Source organism: Paenibacillus sp. J22P143 (genome assembly GCF_059692035.1).
Genome location: NZ_JCAUAQ010000020.1, coordinates 16,942 through 39,891, shown reverse-complemented (window position 1 = coordinate 39,891; position 22,950 = coordinate 16,942). Strand labels below are relative to the sequence as shown.

Annotated in this window: 18 protein-coding genes, 1 pseudogene and 1 riboswitch; of the genes and pseudogenes, 17 read left to right on the top strand and 2 right to left on the bottom strand. The window is 44.8% G+C overall.

Annotation, left to right across the window (positions count from 1 at the left end; genetic code table 11):
• Nucleotides 1–2 precede the first annotated feature (2 nt).
• The 8 genes from AC58PQ_RS22035 to AC58PQ_RS22000 all read left to right on the top strand — a co-directional run bounded on the left by AC58PQ_RS22035 (nt 3) and on the right by AC58PQ_RS22000 (nt 9,450).
• Nucleotides 3–365, top strand: a complete 363-nt coding sequence (locus AC58PQ_RS22035) for an SET domain-containing protein (protein WP_497245334.1) — start codon at nt 3–5, stop codon at nt 363–365.
• Nucleotides 366–453: 88 nt separating this feature from the next.
• A complete protein-coding gene (locus AC58PQ_RS22030) occupies nt 454–3,159 on the top strand; it encodes a stalk domain-containing protein (protein WP_497245332.1) in 2,706 nt (901 codons plus the stop codon).
• A 238-nt stretch (nt 3,160–3,397) separates the two neighbouring features.
• Nucleotides 3,398–4,450: a metallophosphoesterase family protein gene (locus AC58PQ_RS22025; protein WP_497245330.1), complete on the top strand. Its 1,053-nt coding sequence runs from the start codon at nt 3,398–3,400 to the stop codon at nt 4,448–4,450.
• 922 nt (nt 4,451–5,372) lie between these two features.
• Entirely contained in the window at nt 5,373–5,675 is a 303-nt protein-coding gene (locus AC58PQ_RS22020) for a hypothetical protein (protein ID WP_497245328.1), read from the top strand.
• 13 nt (nt 5,676–5,688) lie between these two features.
• A complete protein-coding gene (locus AC58PQ_RS22015; protein WP_497245326.1) occupies nt 5,689–6,147 on the top strand; it encodes a type II toxin-antitoxin system VapC family toxin in 459 nt (152 codons plus the stop codon).
• A gap of 142 nt (nt 6,148–6,289) precedes the next feature.
• A complete protein-coding gene (locus AC58PQ_RS22010; protein WP_497245324.1) occupies nt 6,290–6,499 on the top strand; it encodes a hypothetical protein in 210 nt (69 codons plus the stop codon).
• 288 nt (nt 6,500–6,787) lie between these two features.
• Nucleotides 6,788–8,677, top strand: coding sequence for a glucosidase family protein (locus tag AC58PQ_RS22005; RefSeq protein WP_497245322.1), 1,890 nt, complete (start codon nt 6,788–6,790; stop codon nt 8,675–8,677).
• Between the two features lie 110 nt (nt 8,678–8,787).
• A complete protein-coding gene (locus AC58PQ_RS22000) occupies nt 8,788–9,450 on the top strand; it encodes a serine/threonine protein kinase (RefSeq protein ID WP_497245320.1) in 663 nt (220 codons plus the stop codon).
• A gap of 172 nt (nt 9,451–9,622) precedes the next feature.
• On the opposite strand, the gene AC58PQ_RS21995 is transcribed toward AC58PQ_RS22000, so the two are convergent.
• Together AC58PQ_RS21995 and AC58PQ_RS21990 are read right to left on the bottom strand one after the other, a co-directional pair.
• Nucleotides 9,623–9,889, bottom strand: a complete 267-nt coding sequence (locus tag AC58PQ_RS21995) for a MoaF-related domain-containing protein (RefSeq protein ID WP_497245318.1) — start codon at nt 9,887–9,889, stop codon at nt 9,623–9,625.
• Nucleotides 9,890–10,739: 850 nt separating this feature from the next.
• Nucleotides 10,740–10,853 (bottom strand): annotated as a pseudogene (locus AC58PQ_RS21990) (class I SAM-dependent methyltransferase); the annotation flags it as partial.
• Nucleotides 10,854–11,835: 982 nt separating this feature from the next.
• A riboswitch (cobalamin riboswitch) is annotated at nt 11,836–12,037 on the top strand.
• 147 nt (nt 12,038–12,184) lie between these two features.
• On the opposite strand from AC58PQ_RS21990, the gene AC58PQ_RS21985 reads away from it, so the two are divergent.
• The 9 genes from AC58PQ_RS21985 to cbiQ are packed head-to-tail and all read left to right on the top strand — an operon-like array spanning nt 12,185 to nt 22,945.
• Nucleotides 12,185–13,246: a FecCD family ABC transporter permease gene (locus AC58PQ_RS21985; protein ID WP_497245316.1), complete on the top strand. Its 1,062-nt coding sequence runs from the start codon at nt 12,185–12,187 to the stop codon at nt 13,244–13,246.
• An 11-nt stretch (nt 13,247–13,257) separates the two neighbouring features.
• Complete coding sequence (locus tag AC58PQ_RS21980) at nt 13,258–14,025, top strand: ABC transporter ATP-binding protein (RefSeq protein ID WP_497245314.1); 768 nt, start codon at nt 13,258–13,260, stop codon at nt 14,023–14,025.
• A 22-nt stretch (nt 14,026–14,047) separates the two neighbouring features.
• Entirely contained in the window at nt 14,048–14,650 is a 603-nt protein-coding gene (locus AC58PQ_RS21975) for a cob(I)yrinic acid a,c-diamide adenosyltransferase (RefSeq protein WP_497245312.1), read from the top strand.
• A gap of 41 nt (nt 14,651–14,691) precedes the next feature.
• Nucleotides 14,692–15,090, top strand: coding sequence for a (2Fe-2S) ferredoxin domain-containing protein (locus tag AC58PQ_RS21970; protein WP_497245310.1), 399 nt, complete (start codon nt 14,692–14,694; stop codon nt 15,088–15,090).
• Nucleotides 15,091–15,142: 52 nt separating this feature from the next.
• A complete protein-coding gene (gene cobN / locus AC58PQ_RS21965; RefSeq protein ID WP_497245308.1) occupies nt 15,143–19,003 on the top strand; it encodes a cobaltochelatase subunit CobN in 3,861 nt (1,286 codons plus the stop codon).
• Nucleotides 18,969–21,044: a VWA domain-containing protein gene (locus AC58PQ_RS21960; protein ID WP_497245306.1), complete on the top strand. Its 2,076-nt coding sequence runs from the start codon at nt 18,969–18,971 to the stop codon at nt 21,042–21,044. Before cobN ends, AC58PQ_RS21960 begins: the two co-directional genes overlap by 35 nt.
• Nucleotides 21,045–21,097: 53 nt before the next feature.
• The gene (locus AC58PQ_RS21955) at nt 21,098–21,874 is read left to right on the top strand and encodes an energy-coupling factor ABC transporter permease (RefSeq protein ID WP_497245304.1); all 777 of its coding nucleotides are present in this window, start codon (nt 21,098–21,100) and stop codon (nt 21,872–21,874) included.
• Complete coding sequence (locus AC58PQ_RS21950; protein WP_497245302.1) at nt 21,871–22,158, top strand: energy-coupling factor ABC transporter substrate-binding protein; 288 nt, start codon at nt 21,871–21,873, stop codon at nt 22,156–22,158. The genes AC58PQ_RS21955 and AC58PQ_RS21950 overlap by 4 nt, the downstream gene beginning before the upstream one ends.
• Nucleotides 22,151–22,945: a cobalt ECF transporter T component CbiQ gene (gene cbiQ, locus AC58PQ_RS21945; RefSeq protein ID WP_497245300.1), complete on the top strand. Its 795-nt coding sequence runs from the start codon at nt 22,151–22,153 to the stop codon at nt 22,943–22,945. Before AC58PQ_RS21950 ends, cbiQ begins: the two co-directional genes overlap by 8 nt.
• The last annotated feature ends 5 nt before the right edge of the window (nt 22,946–22,950 follow it).

Sequence of the window (22,950 nt, the reverse complement as noted above, 5' to 3'; positions counted from 1 at the left end):
AGGTGAAACATACAGGTAAATATGGCAGAGGAGTTTTTGCAACTGAAAATTTTAAAAAAGGAGACTTTATTGAGTCATCTCCGATTATCATTATTTCCAAAGACGAATGGGAAGAAATGAGGGAGAGCATCCTCAAAAACTATATTTTTCGCTGGGGAGAGGATAAAGCTTTAGTGCTAGGTTACGGTGCCCTATACAATCACTCTTTCTCTCCCAATGCGAGATACTTATCGAATAAAAATAATTTATCCATTGACTTCACTGCCTATAAAGAAATTAAAGCGGGTGAAGAGATCTTGATTAATTACAATGGAGACCCTAAGGACCAATCTTCAGTGTGGTTTAAGGTTATCGATGACCGGTAGTAAATAGATATGATACCTATTCACAAATCCCTGTAATTGATATAATACTCCCTAGTGCTATAGAACTACTGTGAAGAGGAGAACATTCATGCTTTTTTTAACCGTGAGGAATATGAGAAAAAGGGTAATGGTCTTATATGTGGCCGTTATCCTTTTGATGTTGGCGTTATTGCCTAACCAAATCGCTATTGCCCAAGACTCACTGATCGAAGATGTCAATTTGGAGAAGGTCGTGCGAAACACTATCGGCAAAAGCGAGGGAGTCATCACCGAATCCGACATGTTGAAGTTGACGTCCATATACGCTTTCCAGAACGAAAAGATCACAAGCTTGAAAGGATTGGAGTTTGCTCTAAACTTGAACAAGCTGATCGTTTCTAATCAATCCATCACGGATTTGCAGCCGATCGCAAGTTTGAGTAATCTGACGTTCCTTGATATATCTCAGACAAAGGTTTCCGACCTCACGCCTCTCCAAAATCTGAAGAAGCTTCAGCATCTAGGCGCATCGAAAGCAAATATACAGGATTTGTCCCCTTTAAGTGACTTATCCAAATTAACAGAAGTATTTGTAGCCGAAAATCAGATCAAGGACTTATCGCCGCTCTATTTTCATAAGCTAGTTTGGCTAGACGCCGCCGATAACCAGCTGGAGGATATTTTTCTTATCCTGAGTATGTCCGATAGTCTTCGCCACGTATTCGTATCCAATAATCGGATTGTCGATGTGTCACCCCTTGTGACGTTAAAAAACCTAGAAACCGCCTATGTGCAGGGCAACCCACTGGACGATTTCAGCCAAGAAGCCATGAAGTATCTGGAAAGTAACGGAGTCAAGGTTAAATATGATAAAACTCCGCCAATAACGGTTGAAATTAATGGAAGTAAGCTGAAAGTGGATGGACAAGAGCCTGTTTTGATAGACGGACGCACCTTCGTTCCGATGAGAGCAATTTTCGAAGCCCTTGGAGCGAAAGTGACCTGGAACGGGGGAGAACGCTCGGTAATCGGCGTAAAAGGTGCAACAGCGGTCAAGTTGACCATCGACTCCAAGCAAGCTTGGCTTAACGGACGATCGATAACACTGGATGTGGCTCCGCAACTCGTGAACGGTTCCACCTTGGTTCCCGTCCGTTTCATCAGTGAGTCACTCGGTGCAGAGGTAACTTGGGATAACGTCAAACGGGTGGTCTCCATTCAGACAGAGCAAACGGCCACATCGACGGATAAACAGTCTGTTCAGCCGCAGGGACCATCCACATCCGTAAATCCGGGTAACCCCGCCTGGATCTTCAAGGCGAACGAGTCTGGCTTAAAGTTCGCGCACGAATGGAACGGTAGCCAAACAAAGCCCGTCGTATCGGGCGGCAAGATTTTTTATGCCGACTCGATGTATGTATACGCGGTTTCCGTTCAAGAAGGCCGTTTACTCTGGTCGTTCCCTATTGAGCATTATACGTATGAACTGATAGCGGACAAGGATTCCCTTTATTTTAATGATGAGAAGAATAATTATAGGGTCGATATGGATTCAGGCTCTCTGCAATGGAAAATACCTGCTGACCTTGTCGCGACTCCTGTTATGGATGAATCCAATGTATATTTTCGAGATTGGGATCATGTTCGCGCAATCGATAAAGCCAACGGGAATATCCGATGGACGTTCAACCAAGTGAATTTTAATGGGTACGATTTTATCCCTTACAATGATCTGCTTCTCGCCGCCACGGATGGGAAGATTGTGGCGCTGAACCGGCAAACAGGGACTCAGGAATGGGAGTGGAAGCTAGATTTCATTACGGATGACTTCGATCTTCGCAATCACCGTGTGGACCATTTCAACTTGAAAGGTGACACGATGTATTTCACCACGATGACAGGGTATGTGTACGCCTTCGATCTGAAGAGTAAATCCGTCAAGTGGAGAAAAGAATTAGGCAACACCATCGTCTCGGCAAATACATCCGAAAAAGCCCTGATCGTTAGTTATGTGAAGAGCGATGGCACCAATTGGGCCGTTTCCATTGATTTGTTGACTAGCAACGAACGTTGGAACCGTCAGATTGAGAATTATCAGAATGATGATTTTGGAGATAACATGATTCTGACCAATGACTTGATGGTCTTTCGTGGGACAGCGAAAAACGGTTCCCCTCTCCTAGTGGCTTATAACCCAGAAACTAGCAGCGAGCTGTGGCGTATATACGGAACTATAAGATTAATACTGCCTACCATTGCGGATGGTGGCATGTACGCTGTGAATGTAGACGCCCAACTGACGAAATGGAGCTTCAAGGGAAAAGGGTCGGCAAGCAACGGAGGAGCTGCAACGCCTCTCACCAAATTGACTTTGACAAGGCTCTTCGAAGCCAAGTCGCATCTCGTGACGAATAAATGGGAAATTCTGAAGCAAAATACCGCCAAACATGCGCCACTCTTCACAATTAATGGAATTAAATATTCGTCTGGACTTGGGATCTATCTACATGACAATGCCTATCCACCTGATATAGAAACGGGTGGTACCGTGTCTGTCAATATCAACGGCGAATATTCTCGCTTTAGAGGGAAAGCAGGAGCAGACGAAAGTACCATATCCGATACAGCCTCAGGAACGATCACTATTCGGGGAGACGGTAAAGTGCTGGCCACGATAGAGAATATCCATTCCGGCCAAGCGGCATTTGAGATCGATCTCGACGTCACTGGCGTAAAGCAATTGGATATAAATTTTAACTCCGATCGAGAGGGACTCCTTAATCTGATTCTTGCGGATCCAGTTTTGGAGAAATAAGAATCTATAATTCAACCCCCTATTAAAAGCACAAGCGATCAGGAGAAAAATGTACCTGGTCACTTGTGCTATTTTTTATCTATGTGTCCTACTTTTAGAATGAATATAGTAAAATTGAGACTACAAGTATGATAGAATTTATATAAATCTAATAAACAGATGACTGATCCTCTGGTACTATTATGACTAATTATGACTAAAGCAATGACGAATACAAAGAGTGGGTGAAATAGTTCTTATGATCTCCAGAAGACAGTTTGTCAAAAGATTACTTGCCACAACGTTTGCATTAACCGGTGCGGGTGCCCTGCTCATGCAAACCTTGAAAATCCGAGATACGAAGGGAACTGTAGTCGAGCCCTTGGTACAGAAAGAAATCCCCCAAGCATCCGTTCAACCGGATACGGTCGCCAATGATGGCAATCGACTATTGCTGTCCTTTTTCCTTCTCAGCGATGTGCATATTTCCGACAATGGAACCTCTACGATTACCAATAAGCTTCATTCAGCATTAAAGGATATCACTCGCTTCGAATTGCCGGTAGATACGATTGTTTTCGGAGGGGATATCACTGACGTAGGCCGGGAGCAGGATTACAAGCTTTTTCGGAAAGTATTGGACAACTACAAATTACCGCCAATGTACGCGAATATGGGCAATCATGACTATTATGACATTTGGATAAACAGTAAGGGGGATTGGTCTGAAGAAACGATGCCCAACGGGAAGACCGATGCGATGTCCCGTGAACGCTTCATGAAGTTTTTCGGCTATAAGGATAAGCCCTATAAGGATGTCTGGATCAATGATGTTCATCTGATCATGATGTCCCAAGAGGCATATGTACAGGAGAGAGCAGAGGTAGGGGAGGGGGCATGGTATTCGGATGAGCAGCTTGCCTGGCTCGAGAATTTGATGAAATCCCATAAGGATGGAAAACCTGCTATCGTCTTCATACATCAGCCGCTACCGGCGCCGGATATGGACGGGAAACCACCCCAATTACTCAGGGCGAAGGAGTTTCGGGCAATCTTACAGCCCTATAAGAATGTTTTTGTGCTGTCCGGGCACACCCATCGTAACTTTGCAACGGAGAATCATTATAATACTCAGAACTCATTTCATTGGTTCAATAATGCCTCAGTCGGCAAAACCCGCAGTACCGACAATCCAAATGTAGCACAAGGCATGTACGTTCAGATCTACAACAACGAAGTGGTGGTTCGCGGCCGAGAGTTTTCCAATCAGACCTGGATCGAATCGGCGAAGTACACCGTAGCTTTAGTTTAAAATCAATATTTCAAATTTGTATAAAAATGGTAAGCGTTGGATGCTTATATTTCTCCTTAAATGAGTACACTATTTATGTTTTTCAATTCCTTAGACGGGAGGGCTAGTAGTATGACAACACACGACCAACAACAAGAGAATCACGCTAAAGACCAGAGAGATAATAAACCCAATCATGGTAAGAGTAGAAAAAAGAAGAAGTAGATAAGATCGATTGTGAACATAATTCAGGTGGCTAACAAAGCATGAAAACCCGGGGGGATGGTTCGAGGCCCCTCGGGTTTTCGTTTTGTTCAATCGGTTTCGGTTCGGGGAATAGAATTTCTGATTAATAACATAAGTCCAAGCCAATATATTAACCAATTCATACACTATTACTATCTTGTGATTAGGAGCGTGATAGGGATGGGATTAATATTTAATCGTAATGTTAGAGTTACTTTTTTCTCGGGTTTTAACTTTACTGGAAGAAGTCTAACATTTAGACGAGGCGTGGCAGTTTCAAATCTGGGTTTATTCGGTTTTAATAACATCATCTCCAGTTTTCGGCTAAGAAATGTCATATTTCCTAGTCAAGCTACGTTAGTATTGTTTTCAGGGCGCAACTTTACAGGCAATTTTCGAATTTTCCGTGGCAGCCAGAACATTTCAGACTTACGAGCTTTTAATTTTAACAATGTAACCTCGTCGTTTATTCTGGTTGGATTCCGGGTAACAACTGCTCAGATTCGTACCATTCAAAGTACTGGCAAAATGCCAAGTGACATTTCCTTATTTTAGGTTAAAAATATCGGGTGGCAAGAACAATCTCTCATTAATAGCCGCGTAAATCGCGGCTTTTTTTATTTTATGGGATCAACCCCCTTATATCTACAAAAATAGACGAATCGTTTTAAAAGCTATGCATAAGGAGTGAATCACGTTGGCGAAAAATTATAAACGCTTCATTCAAAATCAATACGAAAAAGCGATGTCCACTGCTTCCGAATTCATTTCTTCACGAAGTGAAAAACAAGAAGAAAGCACTATAGAACTCAATCCGCAATATTATGCTGAGCTGAGATCAATCGCCGATATGCGGCATACGACCGTGCAAGCGATCGTAAATGGAATCATTGTCCAATATCTGGCAAACGCTACATACGGATCACCCCCCATCTCAGTGGATCAAAAGGAAGATAACCCGCTTCTGTATTTGGATGGTATTTGCAAACTAGAGGTTTAAGGAGTGCTGATACATGGATAACCACTTGAACATTCAGGATGCAATTTTTCTGGATGAAACAGCTTTAGCCGCTTTAATGAACCCTGAAGACCCCCACTATGCGAAAGCACGTTCCCTGTTTTTGGATTTGCATGATCTTGAACGTAATTACATGACTACCAACTCCATCATATTTGATCTTCACGAATGGCTTCGCAATGAATACGGCTATGAGCAGGCGGAATATTTTCTGAATGCAATTGATAAAGCAGTGAATACAGGCAAGCTTGCGGTGATCTCCAGCGGCCACGAATTCGAGGGTGAATCGCGCAAACTGCTTATAGACAGGCCGGAACTCCGTTTCTCGCTCAGCGAAGCATTCACTGCTGTGACCATGTCCTATTATCAGGTAAAACGCATTTTTACTTTCAATCGCAATTTCCTGATGCTTGTCAATTTGGATAAGGATTTTCGAATCATTCCATCCAATTAACGGCCACTAAACAAAAACAGCATGCCCTCTAAAGAGACATGCTGTTTTTGTTTTCGTGAACCAATCTCAAAATTTTAACCATTAATTCAGTGGAAAGGGCTTTTATTGTTCTTATCAAGCGGAGTTGCTTACGCGACAAGTAATGGGAGAACACAAAGTTGCAAAATTAACTTCTGATTTTAAGGTATTGAGACTAAAAGCGAGCTGGAGAGCTGGTCAAGAAGCCAAGAAAATTGATATTGATGTAACGAATGTTTCCAGCCTTACTCTTAATTTCAATTCGGATCGCAATGGTCTAATTAATATGATTGTCGGAAATCCTGAAGTAAGTAAAGTTGCTCTAGAAGAATAAACCTTACCGGGGACATCATTAATTCGGGTTAGTGTATTTACCTGGGAAACCGGCGGACTGGATAGCTCACCCTCCACCCACAGCCCGTTGCTGTGGGTCTCTTTGTGTTATTAAGCTAAAGTCAAGTTTGATCTGATTTCCTCAAGGTTTCTGGAAGGGAAATCAAACTGCTGCAAGAATATAATAAGGAGTATATCGAGGTAGGGATATGAATTTGCGACGGTTTAACTAAACATGGAAGCGCTTTATAACCATTTTATACAACTATTTACGAGATGAGCTGATAAGATGTCCAAAATTTCCGAGCTAGAAATAAAAGATAATTTTCCCCGGGGCATTCTTCAATCTATAAAGGCTGAATCATTGACTGAGGCTCCGCCTTCATGGAATGTCATTTCAAGTGAACAAGGCGTGATCGAGCTCTATTTTAGCTATGGACCTTCCTATGTCCTGCAAAAGACAAATGATTGGTACGTATTGCCCATGGAAGAAGGAAGTACAGATCTGGAGGGAAATTCCATCGCCTGGGTTTTACCTGAAGATACAGACTCATTAGATGCCTCTTGGTTCATAAAAGCAGAAGGAACGATCCGGATCACGGCCCTTGATAAACAAGGAATCTTAGTACATATTGCATCTGATAATTGTCAGTTGATTCCGTATGAGAGCAGGCCTCACTCCGACTGTTTTGGCGACCGATACACATTTGATTTTGAAAATGGTGAAGCGTTTGCAAAGACGTTGGCGGCTTTTTATTGGGGGACCATGCTTCCTTCCGTAGTAGAACGAACGAGAGCTGCTGCCTATCCGGAGTCTAACGGCTTCGTTCTGAGCACCCTAATGAAGCATGCATACGCGGGTACTTATCCTGACGTGGATCACGAATTTCAAATAAAAGGGAGAATGGCTTGGGGGAATCAACTTGATGCGGCTGTTATTCGTCGAATGATGGAGCTTCAGCTTACGCTTATGAAGGAAGATCCCGAAAGATTATGGAGAAATCCATGCGCTGTTCAACCCGATGGAACAAGGGAGTATCATGTGCGGCGCAGCTCAATGGATGGTAAAACGAATGCTAACATGTTCCTAATAACAGGAAATGTTGAGATCTTGGAGTCGGCGTGGCTCTATATAAGTGTAACGAAGGATAAAGAATGGCTCAGCGCCCATATCGAAAAACTAGAGGGAGCGGCAAGTGGAATCGAAGACTATATTGACCGTCATGGCCGTCTCTGGTCGGATGTGTACTACGAGGATCAAGTAATGAAAGATGGGCGGGAATCGTTAGCAACTGCGCTTGCTGCTTATTCGTTAAATTTGCTTGGGAGACTAGAACAATATATACAACGTGAAGACAAGGCTGAGTTTTACAAGCAAATAGCGAAACAGTTGTCTGAAGTTTTGGTTGAGCCCTTGCCTAACGGATATTGGGATCCGCATAATCGACGTTTTGTCGATTGGATAGATCGAAGCGGCGTTGTACACGATCATATCCATTTGTTGGCTAATATTTTGCCGGTTATGTTCGGATATTCGACACTAGAACAAGAAGAAGCTGTTAGGACATTAATGAATGCTAAGCTAAATGAGTTCCAGCGTTTTCCTAGCTTTGTTGCAGCTGAAATCGAGCAATATACCTTGTCCGAACTTGGAGATGGCGGCCCTTATGACTTATGCGCTGCAGGGCGTTATTGGTGCTGGGATGCGGCTTACTGGTCTTGGAGAAAAGATGGCGACATGTTGAGCCGACAATTGCAACAGGTTATGGAGCAGGCTAGTAAAGATGGATATATCATGGGAGAACGCTATGATATGAACCATGTCTATTATATTGACGACAAGAATTGGCACGGAGCTGGCCATTACTACGAATATCCATGTGTATTTTCTTGGGTATTGCTTCATGAATATGTAGGTATTCGTTTCTCCTTGGAGGCCGATTTGAGGATCGAGCCTAAGCTGCAAACGTATGGACGCGTTGAATTGAATCAATCGCTTTTTCAGCTGGCCTATGAATACAATTCTGAAGGGTTTACCTTGACTAATAGATCTAATTCGAAGCGAGTATTTGAGGTAGATCTTTCTGCGCTTTACCCTAACACTACATGTAGGACGATAAGTCTTGCTGCCGGAGAACAGATGTATTTTCCACGTATAACAGAGGGGGGACTACGATAGGCCCTTTTTCTTTATTCATTTTGGATAGATGTGCAGAGTAATTTTGTTCTAGCATATTGCTAGAAATTTTTGTATAATACCACAAAGTAATAGATGGGGGTGACAGGTGCGTGCAGAATGGCTGGATCGAAGTAATTGAAGCACAATTGCTTCCGAATTTGCAACTTGCCAGTGAGCAGCCTTATGACCCGATCGTCGTTTATAGTGTCCCTGAGCCGTGGCAGCTTGTCGGAGTGGGTAATTATGCGGCTGTGCTGATGCATCCAAGTTATCCGGATATAGTAGTGAAGGTGTACGCGCCGGGGCGGCCAGGCTTAGAGGATGAAAAAGAAATATATCGACGGCTGGGCAAGCACCCAGCTTATTCCGAATGCCTCTATTCGGGTGATTCTTATCTCGTACTGCGCCGACTAACGGGCGTTACGCTGTATCAATGTGTGTTGCGCGGTATCCCGATTTCGCGTCAAGTGTTGCACGATATCGATGAAGCCTTGAAGTATGCGGTTACCCGGGGACTGTCACCGCATGATGTGCATGGCAAAAATGTGATGCAGCGGAGCGGGCGAGGCTTAGTCGTCGACGTATCGGATTTCTTGAAAGAAGACGATTGCTCGATGTGGGACGATTTGAAGCGCGCCTACGATCGCTTTTATTTCCCATGGCTGCGTAAGCTGCCGTTCCCGGAGCTCTTGCTGCACCTTGTGCGCCGAGGCTACCGGAAATACCGCAGATGGGCGCGAACTTCGAGTGAGTTACACAAGAAAAGTATGTAAACTGGTTTTTAACCGCAAACTCAGCATGTGATGTATCGCATGCTGAGTTTGCGGTTTTTTTCGTTTTGCATATATTTACTAATCGAGTATAGCAGCGGCATCTGGCGAGTGTATCGGCTCCTTTACACAACTAACGAGCAGGAGTTCAATGAAGTAAAGTGACGAGTTGGGATTACGATGTGAAGTTTGTTGTATATAGTTGAGTTATTGTACCAGAATGGAAAAAGCTTTTTCGATCGCCATTTTTATCATAGGTATAATGGGTATAGACAACCATCCTATTAAGATCAATAATTTGACTAACTGTATAGACTTCTTCCAACCAATACATAAAGTAAATACAAGGAGCTATCTCAACGTAATTAAATTGATAGTAACCTTTGTATCCTTTATGTTGCCCTGCAACCCCTTCATCATATAATTGGGATGATGCATACAATACTCCTCCTTTTATGAGCAGTATATGCAAAATCTAGGCGTATGCTCTAAATTCAGCTTTTTTTGTCGCTTTAAACTCTAACGAGTAACGATAGCCAATCCCGCGCTTTTTTATTTATATTGTTTTTATGTTCGATTTCTTTAATTAAACAAAACCACCATGATAGGCAACCTGCCATCAAAATAACTAAAGATAAGAAGATGCTTTTTTTCATTTTACTCTCTCACAATTGAAGTTTCACAGACGCGTATTGGTACCCACTGAATTCCCAGTTGAGATTACTGGTTTTCATGGTTATATTACTGAAAAAAATGATACACTACCTGAGATTCTAGATTTAGGATATGGAATGGAGTCTCTGCACAGCTATTTACATATCGCGGTATTCCCTGTAACTGAGAACCTTGATAGATTTATATGGAAAAACACTGAGATTCTCAAATTAAAAGACGGAACAAAAGTGTTATATTATGCAAACTTCGAATTGGGATATGAAATACGTTTTCAAAAGATGGTTTGAATTATAAATTGGCAGTCGGTAAGAAAAACTTAAGCAAAAAGTTTACGGTAGATGATTTGATGAAAATAGCAGAATCGATGAAATAGGTATTTGATTGCTCCAGAAACGAACCCGAATTTGATCTACGTAATAATCGGTATTTTAACGCAGAACTATAGCTCAATAGACATCAGGAGAAGGCTACCGACAGCATAGAACGGCAGCCTTCTCAGCGAACTGTTAGTTATCAACTATTTATGTTAAAATATGGTCATAAGTGGTCCGATCATCGAACGCAGTATAATGGTTATTAAGAAAATCCAATGATCTTTATAATATTTCGATTGGATACTATAGTTTTTTTGCCTTGATTACAAAAGTTACAGGAAGCATCTTTGCTTTTTTTGCAAATTTGCTGTTACCCCGCGATTGGATAATTTCATCATCAGATTGCTCAATCATTTGCAGTGTGAAAATCGACCTGTGTGATCTGGCTTGATTAAATGACTCTACTATCGCTCAATCGATTATTAATCTCCTTAAAGTCAAAAGAAAATATTTATAGGAAAAACTAACCAGCATACGTTTCCCTTAACAAAGAAAATGGAGGAAACCACTTAGGTCGATTTGATCCCGCATACGGTGCATATAAGTGGGAAAGCATTCAAAAAACATTCTAATACTAAATAATTTAAAATAAATTTTAGAATACTTTACCCCAGAATCCCCTCGTTTTTTTGTAGTCAAAGTGTAGCCAAAAGCTTTAAAGTACGCTAATTCCACCTAAAAATAGCTAACATTAATTAACACGATTAGAACCCCCAGCCCTTATGAAATAAGGCTTCTTGGCACTAATCAACATAACTTAAAAACAATTAAAGAGTTCAAAACAGGGGTTCGACTCCCCTCACCTCCATACAGAGAACCCGCTCACTGAGCGGGTTTTTGCTTTTTAATGAGCCGAATTGTAGACGAGATATTTTTAGAGTTTATTTTAGGAGACTCTTGTAGACGAAGTGTCTACAGAGAATTAGTCATGATGTTTAATAAGATAATCATTTTCAATTTGTTATCGAAAACGATGGCTAAGTACCAAAGTATAGCCCTGGATCAAATGTTAGCTTTAAGTAATTTGAACGTGTTTATTGAGACCATAGAGCCAGAGTTGACAACCATCACGCGCCGTTGTACCTCGCGTGGCTCCCTGCGCGAGGTGCCATAGAGGCAAGTAACCCTCATCCGAAGTTCATCAAGGCGGATGTAGCAAACTTGGAAACGGTTTTAATGCATTGACTTATATGTTTTGAATTTTAAACTTCATAGTAGAGCGACCTCCAGATGCTTTGGAGGCTGTGACCTTTTTAATTTTGTTTGTAAAATACATTTACAAAAGCAGATGTATTCACTATAGTTAGATCTTGAGTTCACTATGCTTAGTCCGAAAAAAATTAAATATTGGCCAATAGGTTCTCCTTGATCGAAGTCGATCGGGAGATTAAAAGGGAAGTTCGGTTCGAATCCGACGCGGTCCCGCCACTGTACTTGCAGAGTAGTATCCGTTATGCCACTGTGATGTTTGTTCGTCATGGGAAGGTTGGATACTGCGATGACGCAATAGCCAGGAGACCTGCCTATTTGGTGTTTATTCATGAATGTCTTCGAGGAAAAGATGCATGGAACTTGAAAGTTAGTTGCGACCGTTTTGTCGTATACACCTTTTACTTCTGCATGCAAGCCTCCTGAAACTGTTCAGGAGGCTTTTTTATATTTGAGTCAAACTTAGGAGATGGATCCAGATGGATGAAACGTTAATTCCAAGTAACGAATATGCCACAACCCTTCGCAGAAAATGGCTGGTCCTTTTGTTACTATCAGCCTTTTTGATAATTATCATCATTGGCGCTGCCAAATTTGGAACGATTCATGTGACCAATCGCGAGATTATTCAGGGGTTGTTTGCCCCATCGGTGGAGTCGACGAATCTGACAATTCTTCGAGATGTACGGTTCCCACGCATAGGAATGGACGTGTTTACAGGCATCGCGCTTGCTGGAGCAGGCGTCATCATGCAGGCTATTTTGCGAAACCCACTTGCCAGCCCGTTTACGCTAGGCGTGTCAAGCGGAGCTTCCTTCGGTGCAGCGTTGGCTATCGTTTTGGGCACTAGCTTGTTCGGCATTAAAACGATACTGACAAGCTCATGGCTGATTGCAACTAATGCTTTTGTATTTGGCTGCTTGTCCATTCTGTTAGTTTATGCGATCTCCAGCTTGAAGAATCATTCCGGCACGGTGCTGTTACTTGCAGGGGTTGCTTTTAGTTACTTGTTCTCCTCGGGGGTATCTGCACTAAAATATATTTCCAAAAATGATGTGCTTAAAGATTTGATTGTTTGGCTGATGGGAAGTACAAGCGGTACTAATTGGTCAGAAATAAAGCTGATCGCACCAGTCACTTTGATTGGTATGTTGATCATAATGCGTTACTCCTGGCAGTTAAATGTGCTGGCGCTTGGAGAGGAAATTGCCAGAACGACCGGTATTCGTGTAAAACAGCTTCGGCTAGTCTCGCTCTTCACGGTGACGGTCATCTCATCAATCACGATCGCGTTCACAGGGGTTATCGGCTTCGTCGGACTCGTGGCGCCTCATGTAGCGAGGATGATCATCGGTGTCGATCACCGATTTCTCGTTCCAGCGTCCTGCTTACTTGGTGCAATCCTATTATTACTCTCGGATACGGTTGCGCGAGCACTCTTTTCTCCTGTTGAGATCCCGGTCGGAATCGTAACTTCGATCATCGGCGTTCCATTCTTTATCTATTTATTGATCAGCAAGAAGAGAGAATATTGGAATTAAGGGGGAAAATCATGAGCCTGCGATTAGAGGAGGTAAGTTTTCAATATGGAGGACGCTCCGCGATTCACAAGGTGAGTTTGGAACTCGTTCGAGGGGAAGTCGTTGCGATTCTCGGTCCGAATGGAGCAGGTAAAAGCACGTTGTTGAAATGTATGGCCTATCTCTATCCGCCGAGAAGTGGTTCTGTTTCATACAAAGGCAAGCTACTACAACATTATTCTCCCAAACAGCGGGCGCGAATAATCGGATTCGTTCCTCAGCATTTCTCCGCGTCCATTCCAATGACCGTATTCGAGGTCGTTCTAATGGGGAGAACGCCATATCTTCGTTGGGGAACTACAAAAGAAGACATTGTGCAAGTCGAACGCATTCTGAATGAACTCAAGCTTTCCTCCCTTAAAAAGCGATATATTAGCGAACTTAGTGGCGGTGAACGCCAGAAAGTGATGCTGGCCCGCGCTTTGGCACAGCAGCCAGAAGTCATGCTGTTGGACGAGCCGATTACAGGTCTTGATATTCGGCATCAGCTTGAGGCGATGGACACGATTCAAGCTATGGTGAGGAATAACAACACTTCAGCCGTGATGGTTCTCCATGATCTCGAGTTAGCCTCACGTTATGCAGATCGCATCATTCTGATGAAGCAAGGTGAAGTGTACGCAACCGGTCACCCAAGTGAAGTGTTGACCGAGCGAAATTTACAGCAGGTGTATGGCATCGAAAGCATGATCGAACCCATTGCATTCGGTTTGAATATTACTCCTGTTCGACCTATATAGTGAAAAGAAAGAGGCGATGAAAATGAGAATTTATACGAAAACCGGGGATCTCGGCGAAACAAGCATTGTCGGCGGGCGTGTTTCGAAAGCAAGTGTAAAAGTGGATGCTTATGGAACAATCGATGAAGCTAACAGCATTATCGGCATTGCGATCACTTACATCCCTGAAACCGAACTTCAGATCAGAAATGAACTGGAGCAAATCCAACAAATTCTATTCGATTGCGGCAGTGATCTAAGCAAGAAAGAAGGAATGGAAGAACGCCGACCTTTTAAGGTAACAGAAGAGCTTCTAGAAGAGTTTCTACCTGAGATGGAGTCTCGCATCGATGCGTACATTCAAGAATCGCCACAACTGGAGCGCTTCGTTCTCCCTGGTGGCAGCCAAGCCTCTGCCTTTCTGCATTTGGCCCGGACGGTAGTACGTCGTGCCGAGCGGCGTGTCGTTGCGTTGTCCAAGGAGGAGCGGATTAATCCGCATGTACTTAAGTATATGAACCGAACGTCTGATTATTTATTTGCTGTTGCAAGAGTAATGAATTATCGATTAGGCATAGCGGATGTTGAATATGTGAGAAGCCCGAAAGTATTTAGGGAAATGAAGAAAAAGGATGCAAAATCCTAACTTGACGAACGTTGTCGATACGATGAAGGGGTGTATAAACAATGTCAACTTGGGATTTATCTCAAACAAAGCATCATGTTCTAATATGTAATGGATCGAGCTGCTTACGCATGCTCGGAGATGAAGTTACCGTTGCTATACGCGAAGAAATCGCGTCCCTTGGAGCGGAAGATCTGATTCATACAACAAGAACAAGATGCAATGGCCGCTGTGAGGATGCATCTGTTGTCACTGTCTATCCGGAGGGAAACTGGTATAAGAACATGACTCCCGAGAGCGGAAAGCAACTGGTTCGCGGGCTCTTACAATCAAACACACCCTTACAGGATCAGATAACTTTCTCCTACGATCAAGGTCGTTTCATCCTTAGCGGAAACGGAGTGGCTGGCATGCTTCCAAGTGTTGGAGCTGAACGAAAAAGAGCAAAAGCAGAAGCATAAGCAAAAGCAAAAGAACAATAAATCATTCTCAATGTCGAAAGGAGAGCCTTTTGTGATTTTATATTTAACGACAGCAGATACGGACATTTTGACTTTAAAAGCAGCTTTGCCAATGTTGCCAGAAGATTTCTCAGCGATTCGTTCCGCGAATGTTACCGATTGGCTGGATCGGGATGAATTGGCTGAGTCGTTCCTAGACCGGTGGCTGGCTCAGGCTAAGCTTGTTGTTCTTCTTATTCATGGAGGCCGTAAAGCTCAGCCGTATGCATTTGACAGAATTCGTAACCTCTGTCACCAGCAGCAGATTCCTTTCATGGCTTGGCCAGGCAATACCGAGCAAGACCCAGAGCTTGATCGAGCAACGAACGTGCCGCTTGAACTGTCAAGAAAGGCGATGTCCTATACGGTTTATGGTGGAGTCCGTAATTTCGTTCAGATGTTGCATTTTGTCAGTGACAACTGGCTGGGGACAAGTTATGGCTATGTTAAGCCAGCTTCGATGCCATGGGCCGGTATTTATAAGTCTAAGTCGTTGCTGCCGATTACATCGGATCAATGGGCGCAAGAGCACCAAGCAAAGTTAGCTCTAGGGTTGCCAGTAATCGGAATTTTATTTTACCGGGCGCATTGGATGAGCCAGAACATCGAGTTCATCGACTCGTTGTGTGAGGAGATCGCAGGAAAAGGCGGCATTCCGCTCCCGATTTTTGCTCAAAGTCTCAAGGAAAATTCGAACGACGAGCAGCAAGAAAGCTATGGACAGTTTCTGGTTGATTCGCACGGTCGTAAACTCGTGAATTGTTTAATCGTGACGATGAGTTTTGCGGTTCATGGTAGAGGGAACGACGTATGTCCACCGAGCCGAAGCAGCGTTTCTACCATCGAAGCATTGAACGTGCCTGTCCTTCAGGCGATTGTCTCCTTAAACAGCCATCAGCAGTGGGATGTAAGCGAGGCTGGCTTGTCACCGCTCGATATCGCGATGAACATTGCGCTTCCTGAGTTTGATGGACGCATCGTCACAGTGCCGATCAGCTTCAAGGAAATCGAGCAAGAGGATCCGGTGCTGAAGACATCGATTCGCAAATATGCCGCAGATCGCAGCCGCACGGGGTACATTGCTCGGCTTGCCATCAAGTGGTCAGGTCTGGGTAAGAAGGATAATTGGGATAAACGCATTGCATTACTGCTGAACAATTCTCCATCGAAAAATTCACGGATAGGCAATGCAGTCGGAATGGATTCGCTCAATTCGATCGTTGCCGTTATGCGTGCTATGGCAGAAAACGGATACGATCTTGGCGATCCTGAGAATCTTCCGCGAACAGGGGACGAGCTGGCGCATCTGATTATCGCGACTTGCAGCAATGATCGCGATTATTTGACCGAGGAACAGCTTGCAGCGGCTCATGGTCGTCTTCCTGTGTCTGACTATGCTGGTAACTGGGAGCAGATTAGTGAAAAGGCACGGCAGAAAGTTCAGCAAGCTTGGGGCCGACCACCCGGAGATATTTTCGTGTATGACAATCATGTTATTATTCCGGGTGTCCGATTCGGACATGTATTCGTCGGCTTGCAGCCGCCTCGCGGATTCAGCGACAATCCGTCCGCCATTTATCATAGTCCTGATCTTGTGCCGACCCACCATTACATTGGCTATTATCGGTGGTTGCGAGATACGTTTGGAGCGGATGCGGTCGTCCATCTTGGGAAGCATGGAACGCTGGAGTGGCTTCCGGGTAAAGGCATCGGTCTTTCGGAGAATTGTTATCCAGAGGTTGTTCTCGACGATCTCCCGAATTTCTATCCGTATATTATCAACAATCCAGGCGAAGGGACACAAGCCAAGCGGCGCGCTCATGCCACGATTATTGATCATATGGTGCCTGTAATCACCACCGCCGACACTTATGGTGAGCTGAGCCGAATCGAACTGTTACTCGAAGAGTATTACCAGGTGCAATTGCTCGATCCCAAGAAGCTCCCCTACATTCAGGAAGAACTTTGGAAGACGATAAAGCAAGCCCAGCTCGACCAGGATTTACAGCAAGCGGAACTCCCAACGGAATACGCGGAACTCAGCCTTTTTCTGAAAAATCTTGACGGTTATCTTTGTGAACTCAAAGAAGCACAAATCAGGGATGGACTCCATATTCTTGGGGAGACTCCAAAGTCGGAGGCAGCATGGGTTGATTTGCTTTATTCACTCGTACAGCATCCGAATGGAGATATTTCCTCGTTGCCTAACGCTGTCGCTGAAAGCTTGAATCTCGAATGGACGGCGATGCAGAGCGAGCTCGGAGAGACTTGGCAAGGGGAAATCCCAAGTTATTTAGCGTCATTTGCCGGTTTTCAGAAGAAGTTTACTGCTCGTGTTCGCGACCTTAAGGAATCGATTGAACAGATTTCTCGTCTCATCATTCAACAAATCATTCGAACAGGCGAGCTCGCGCAGAAGATAGAAATAAGCGCAGAGGAACTCAGCGTGGAAGTTCAAATCCCTGATGAAGTTCGCGTGCATCCTGTTATTCGAACGGTAACTTCGTATGTCGAGAATTCGCTAATACCTCGTCTATTGTGCATACCAGAGGAGATCGGCAACCTGCTTGTCGGCTTAAATGGCGGCTTCGTTCCAGCTGGTCCGAGCGGAGCGCCGACCCGGGGGATGGCGGATATTTTGCCGACGGGACGGAATTTCTATTCAGTCGATCCGTTAGCATTGCCTTCTTCTAGTTCATGGAGAATTGGTCGCCAATTGGCCGATGAGCTCATTCAGCGTTATGTGGACGAAGAGCATGAATATCCGAAGACGGTAGCTATTATCGTATGGGGTACATCGGCTATGCGAACGCGTGGCGACGATATCGCTCAGATTTATGCGTTAATGGGCGTCCGCCCAGTTTGGCAGCCTTCAAGCGGTCGTGTAATGGGACTTGAGGTTATATCACTTGAAGAGCTCGGAAGGCCGAGAGTTGATGTGACCGTGCGGATCAGCGGATTTTTCCGAGATGCCTTCCCACATATCGTTCGCATGATCGATGATGCTGTCAAGCTCGTTAGCGAGCTAGATGAGCCGGATGAAATGAATCCGCTGCGCATGCACATACGAGAAGAAGCGGTCGAGAAGATGCAGTCGGGTATGGAAGAATCCGCTGCGCTCGAATCTTCGCAGTATCGAATTTTCGGCAGCAAGCCGGGAACCTATGGCGCAGGTTTGCTTTCCTTGATCGAAAGCGGAAATTGGGAAACGGAACACGATATTGCCGAAGTATTCACGAATTGGTCCAGTTATGCTTACACAAGCACGCAGTATGGCACGCCTGCTCCGTCTGAATTCAAACATAGGCTCAGCCATATTCAGATTGCAACTAAAAACCAAGATAACCGTGAACACGACATCTTCGACAGCGATGATTATTTCCAAGAGCATGGCGGCATGATTGCCACGATACGCTCGCTGACAGGAAATAATCCGAAAATGTACTTCGGTGACACTTCTAACCCGTCGGTGCCGAAAATACGAGACATCACGGAGGAAGCGATGCGAGTGTTCCGCAGTCGGGTTGTTAACCCAAAATGGATCGAGGCAGCGCGTCGTCATGGATATAAAGGTGCTGTCGAAATGGCCAATACGACAGATTTCTTGTTCGGCTATGATGCGACTGCACATGTTATCGAGGACTGGATGTATGAGAAGCTGTCCGAAGAATACGTACTGAATCAACAAAACCGTGTGTTTTTGCAGCATTCGAACCCGTGGGCGCTCAAGGATATCGCGGAACGGTTGCTGGAGGCGGCGCAGCGTAGGCTGTGGGAGTCACCTAATCCTCAGACGATCGAGGGTCTAATGAACGCACTGCTGCAGGTGGAAGAGTGCCTTGAAGAAAGAGGGAATACCAATGGCGAGTCCTAATACACTGCGCCATATCTATCCGTTTCATGCCATTGTGGGTCAAGAAGCCGTCAAGCTGTCGCTACTACTTAATGCAGTTTCTCCTCAAGTAGGTGGTGTACTCATTCAAGGAGAGCGCGGCAATGCGAAGTCAACAGCGGTCCGCGCTCTACGCAAGTTAATGCCGCTCGTGCCGTATGTACCGGGTTGCCCGTCACATTGCGATCCGGCTATGCCCTTTGAATTTTGCCCACATTGCACAGGAAAAAAATGGGATGGACCGGTGGAGTATGCAGAAGCACCGTTCGTTGAGCTGCCGCTCTCCGCTACGGAAGATCGGCTAAGCGGTCATCTGAATATGGAGGCAGCCCTCCAGAATGGAACTTACACTTTCCAGCCCGGGCTGCTGGCGCAAGCTCATCGTGGCATATTGTATGTAGATGAAATCAACCTGTTGCCAGATCATCTGATCGATGCGTTGCTCGATGCGGCTGCTTCAGGTTGGAATCATGTAGAGCGTGAAGGCTTTTCTTTATCGCATCCGGCGCGCTTCATTCTGGTCGGCACGATGAACCCGGAAGAAGGGGAATTGCGGCCTCAGCTGGCCGACCGATTCGGCTTGTCTGTACCAGTAATCACGCCGAAAGATATCGAAGCCCGAACTTCGGTCATGAGTAGACGGATGCAATTTGAAGCAAATCCGGAACAATTCGTCCGTCAGTGGGAGGAGCAAGAGAAAGCTGCTGGTGAGCAGCTTTCTTCCGCAAGAATCAAGCTGCCCGACGTTGAATTGCCGCAAACTAGGTTGGAGCAAATCGCCCGAATCTGTATTCAAGCTGGAACAGAAGGGTTACGAGCGGATCTCGTCCTGTGTGAAGCAGCTAAGGCACTTGCTGCATATCGAAATCATCTGAGTGTCACGGTAGCGGATGTCAATGACGCTGCTCCTTTAGTGCTGTACCATCGCAGCGCGGAGCAGTGGCAGCCAGATCCAGACGACTCTGCTCCTGAAGATGATAGCGAGGATGATTCGTCGAACGATAATGACAACGAGAATCCGAATAACGGAGATTCTGGACAATCGGGGCAGAATGCTGTGAATAAAGAGACTCCTTCTCATACCGAAAGCGAGACTTTAAGCCAGCCCCAAGCGGAGACAAATGAGGGGCAGAGTGCTTCTATCCCAGCACCGATCGATGAGCATCTGCTGCCGATTGATAGCTTGTTCCGCATCAATGACGCTGCCCTTGATCAAGCTAGCCGTAAAGCTAGCTCGATTGCTCATCGTAATGTCGAAGGAGCGCGTGCGCGTACACGTGCCAATGGTGTGAACCATCCATTGCGCGGCCGATATTTGCGCTCTCAACCGGTTGGTGGAGGAAAGCTTGACACATCTGGCCGTTTCGATTGGCAGAAGACGTTAGCAGCCGCTATTTTTCAGCCAAAACTGCATAACAAGAACGAGAGCCATTGCAAGATCAGGATCAGGCAGGAGCATTTGTTCAAGAAGACATTCACTCTTCAGTATAAACAGTTCCAACTCTATGCGATAGACGCGAGCGGCTCGATGTCCAGCTACATGCAGATGAAACAAGCCAAGGCTGCTGTATTGTCAATGATTCAGAAGGCATACCCTAAACGATATGTTTTTGGAATCGTTAGTTTTCGTGACGGGAAAGCCGACGTTCTGCTTCCACCGACCAAAAGCATCAAGCAAGCGCAGAAAGCATTGGAACAGCTTCGCAATGGCGGAACTACTCCTCTAGCCAAGGGCTTACGAACATGTCTAGAGCTGTTACAGCGATGGGGTAAGAGAGAGCCTTCGTTCCAATCCAGCCTATTCGTATTAACCGATGGCAAGGTGAGCAGAGCAAGCCATTCGGTAAATCACGAAACCTCACTCGAGGCGGCTTTAAATATAGCAGAGAAGATCGCTCAAGAAGGCTTCGGTGCGACGATCATCGATACGGAGAATGGACGTTTTCGGCTAGGCTTGGCACGCTTGATCGCCAGCACAATGAAGGCATCTTATCTACGACTTGAAGATTTGAGGGGTCGGTAAATCGATTGTTGTTTATGCTGAGCAGAGTAATTATTTTACTGGAGGTTTTGTTGATGAAACGAACGCATTTTAAACGTTACGGATCGCTTTTGTTAACGATACTGGCGTTTACACTGTATTTTTCTATAAATGAACCAGAAACCGCCTATGCCATGCATATCATGGAGGGCTATCTACCCGTCGGTTGGGCAGTATTTTGGTGGGTACTATTTATTCCATTCTTTGTATTCGGACTGCGCTCACTGATTCGTACTACGAAAGAAGCTCCCGAATTAAAGCTGATGATCGGCTTGGCAGGCGCGTTTACTTTCGTGTTGTCAGCACTTAAAATCCCTTCCGTTACTGGCAGTAGCTCGCATCCTACAGGTACAGGACTAGGAGCTGTGATGTTCGGACCGCTTGCAATGAGCGTGTTGGGCACTATCGTATTGCTGTTCCAGGCGTTACTCCTAGCACATGGCGGATTGACTACACTTGGCGCAAATGCAATGTCTATGGCTGTTGTCGGACCAATCGTTGGTTATTTCGTCTACAAGTTAATCATGTATTCAACAAAAAAGCAGTACTTTGCCATCTTTGCTGCTGCAGCGCTTGCCGACTTATCGACGTATATGGTTACGACATTGCAGCTTTCGCTTGCATTCCCAGCAGAAAACGGCGGATTTTGGACTTCGGTGGTTAAATTCGGCAGCATCTTTGCGACTACGCAAATACCGCTTGCTATTATTGAGGGATTGTTGACTGTAATGATATGGAAATGGTTGCATTCTTACAATTCGAAAGAAATTCAACTTTTACAACGTACTATGAAAGGGCTGAACAAGGAATGAAAACTCGTACTCTGACGATCACAATCCTGATCGTCATTTCGATTATGATTGTTACTCCATTGCTATTCATTAATGGTGACTACGGTGGATCTGATAATGCAGGCGAGCAAATGATTACCGAGCTGGATCCTTCTTATAAGCCGTGGTTCGAATCATACATGGATCTACCAGGAGAGACTGAAAGTATGCTATTCGCGGTGCAAGCAGCGCTTGGAGCGGGCTTTATTGGGTATGTGCTAGGAAGATTCAAGGGAGCAGCAGCCTCATCCCGATCTGATGATTAAGCTGATCGATTCTTATTCATATTCAAATAATCTTAGCAATGAATCCGTAGCCTGGAAGACTGGTTTTGCAGTAGCAATGCTTTTCATTACGTATGTTTCTACAATACCGCTGCAGGCTGGGATCTTTTGTTGGATGATGTGCTGGACGGTTGTTCACGCCAAAATTCCGTTTAAAATTTACGCTAGGCTGATCATCGTCCCATTCTTATTTTATGCGGTGAGTTTACCAGCGATCATTCTTGAAATCAGTCATGCGATGTCCAATGATACCCTTATGTTGCCTGGTCATTATGTTATTGCGACTTTTCATAATTGGTCCATCTATATGACGTCAACAGGTATTCACAGAGGGTTGTCACTAGGTGTTCAAATTGCGGCAAGCTTATCTTGTGTTACATTCATCATGATGACAACTCCGATGTCGCAGCTCTTTCAGCTTATGAACAAGCTGAGAATCCATCCGTTGTTGGTCGAGCTCATGTTAATTATGTATCGGTTTCTCTTCTTACTTATGGAAAATGCGACGATGATCTATACGGCCCAAATTGCCAGAGGAGGCCAGACTGGATTTCGGGGCAGACTGCGAGACTGTGCGCTTCTCATCTCGAGACTTATGGTGAAAACGATCCAACGTTACGATGAACTCAATCAGGGCTTGATGGCAAGAGGCTACACTGGTGAACTACGGTTAGCGCCTTATTCGCGTAAACCGGTACAACGCAAATATAGGATAGAATCTTTGATAGGCATCGGTATGCTCCTTTTGCTTAACCTCATATACAGATGAAAGGA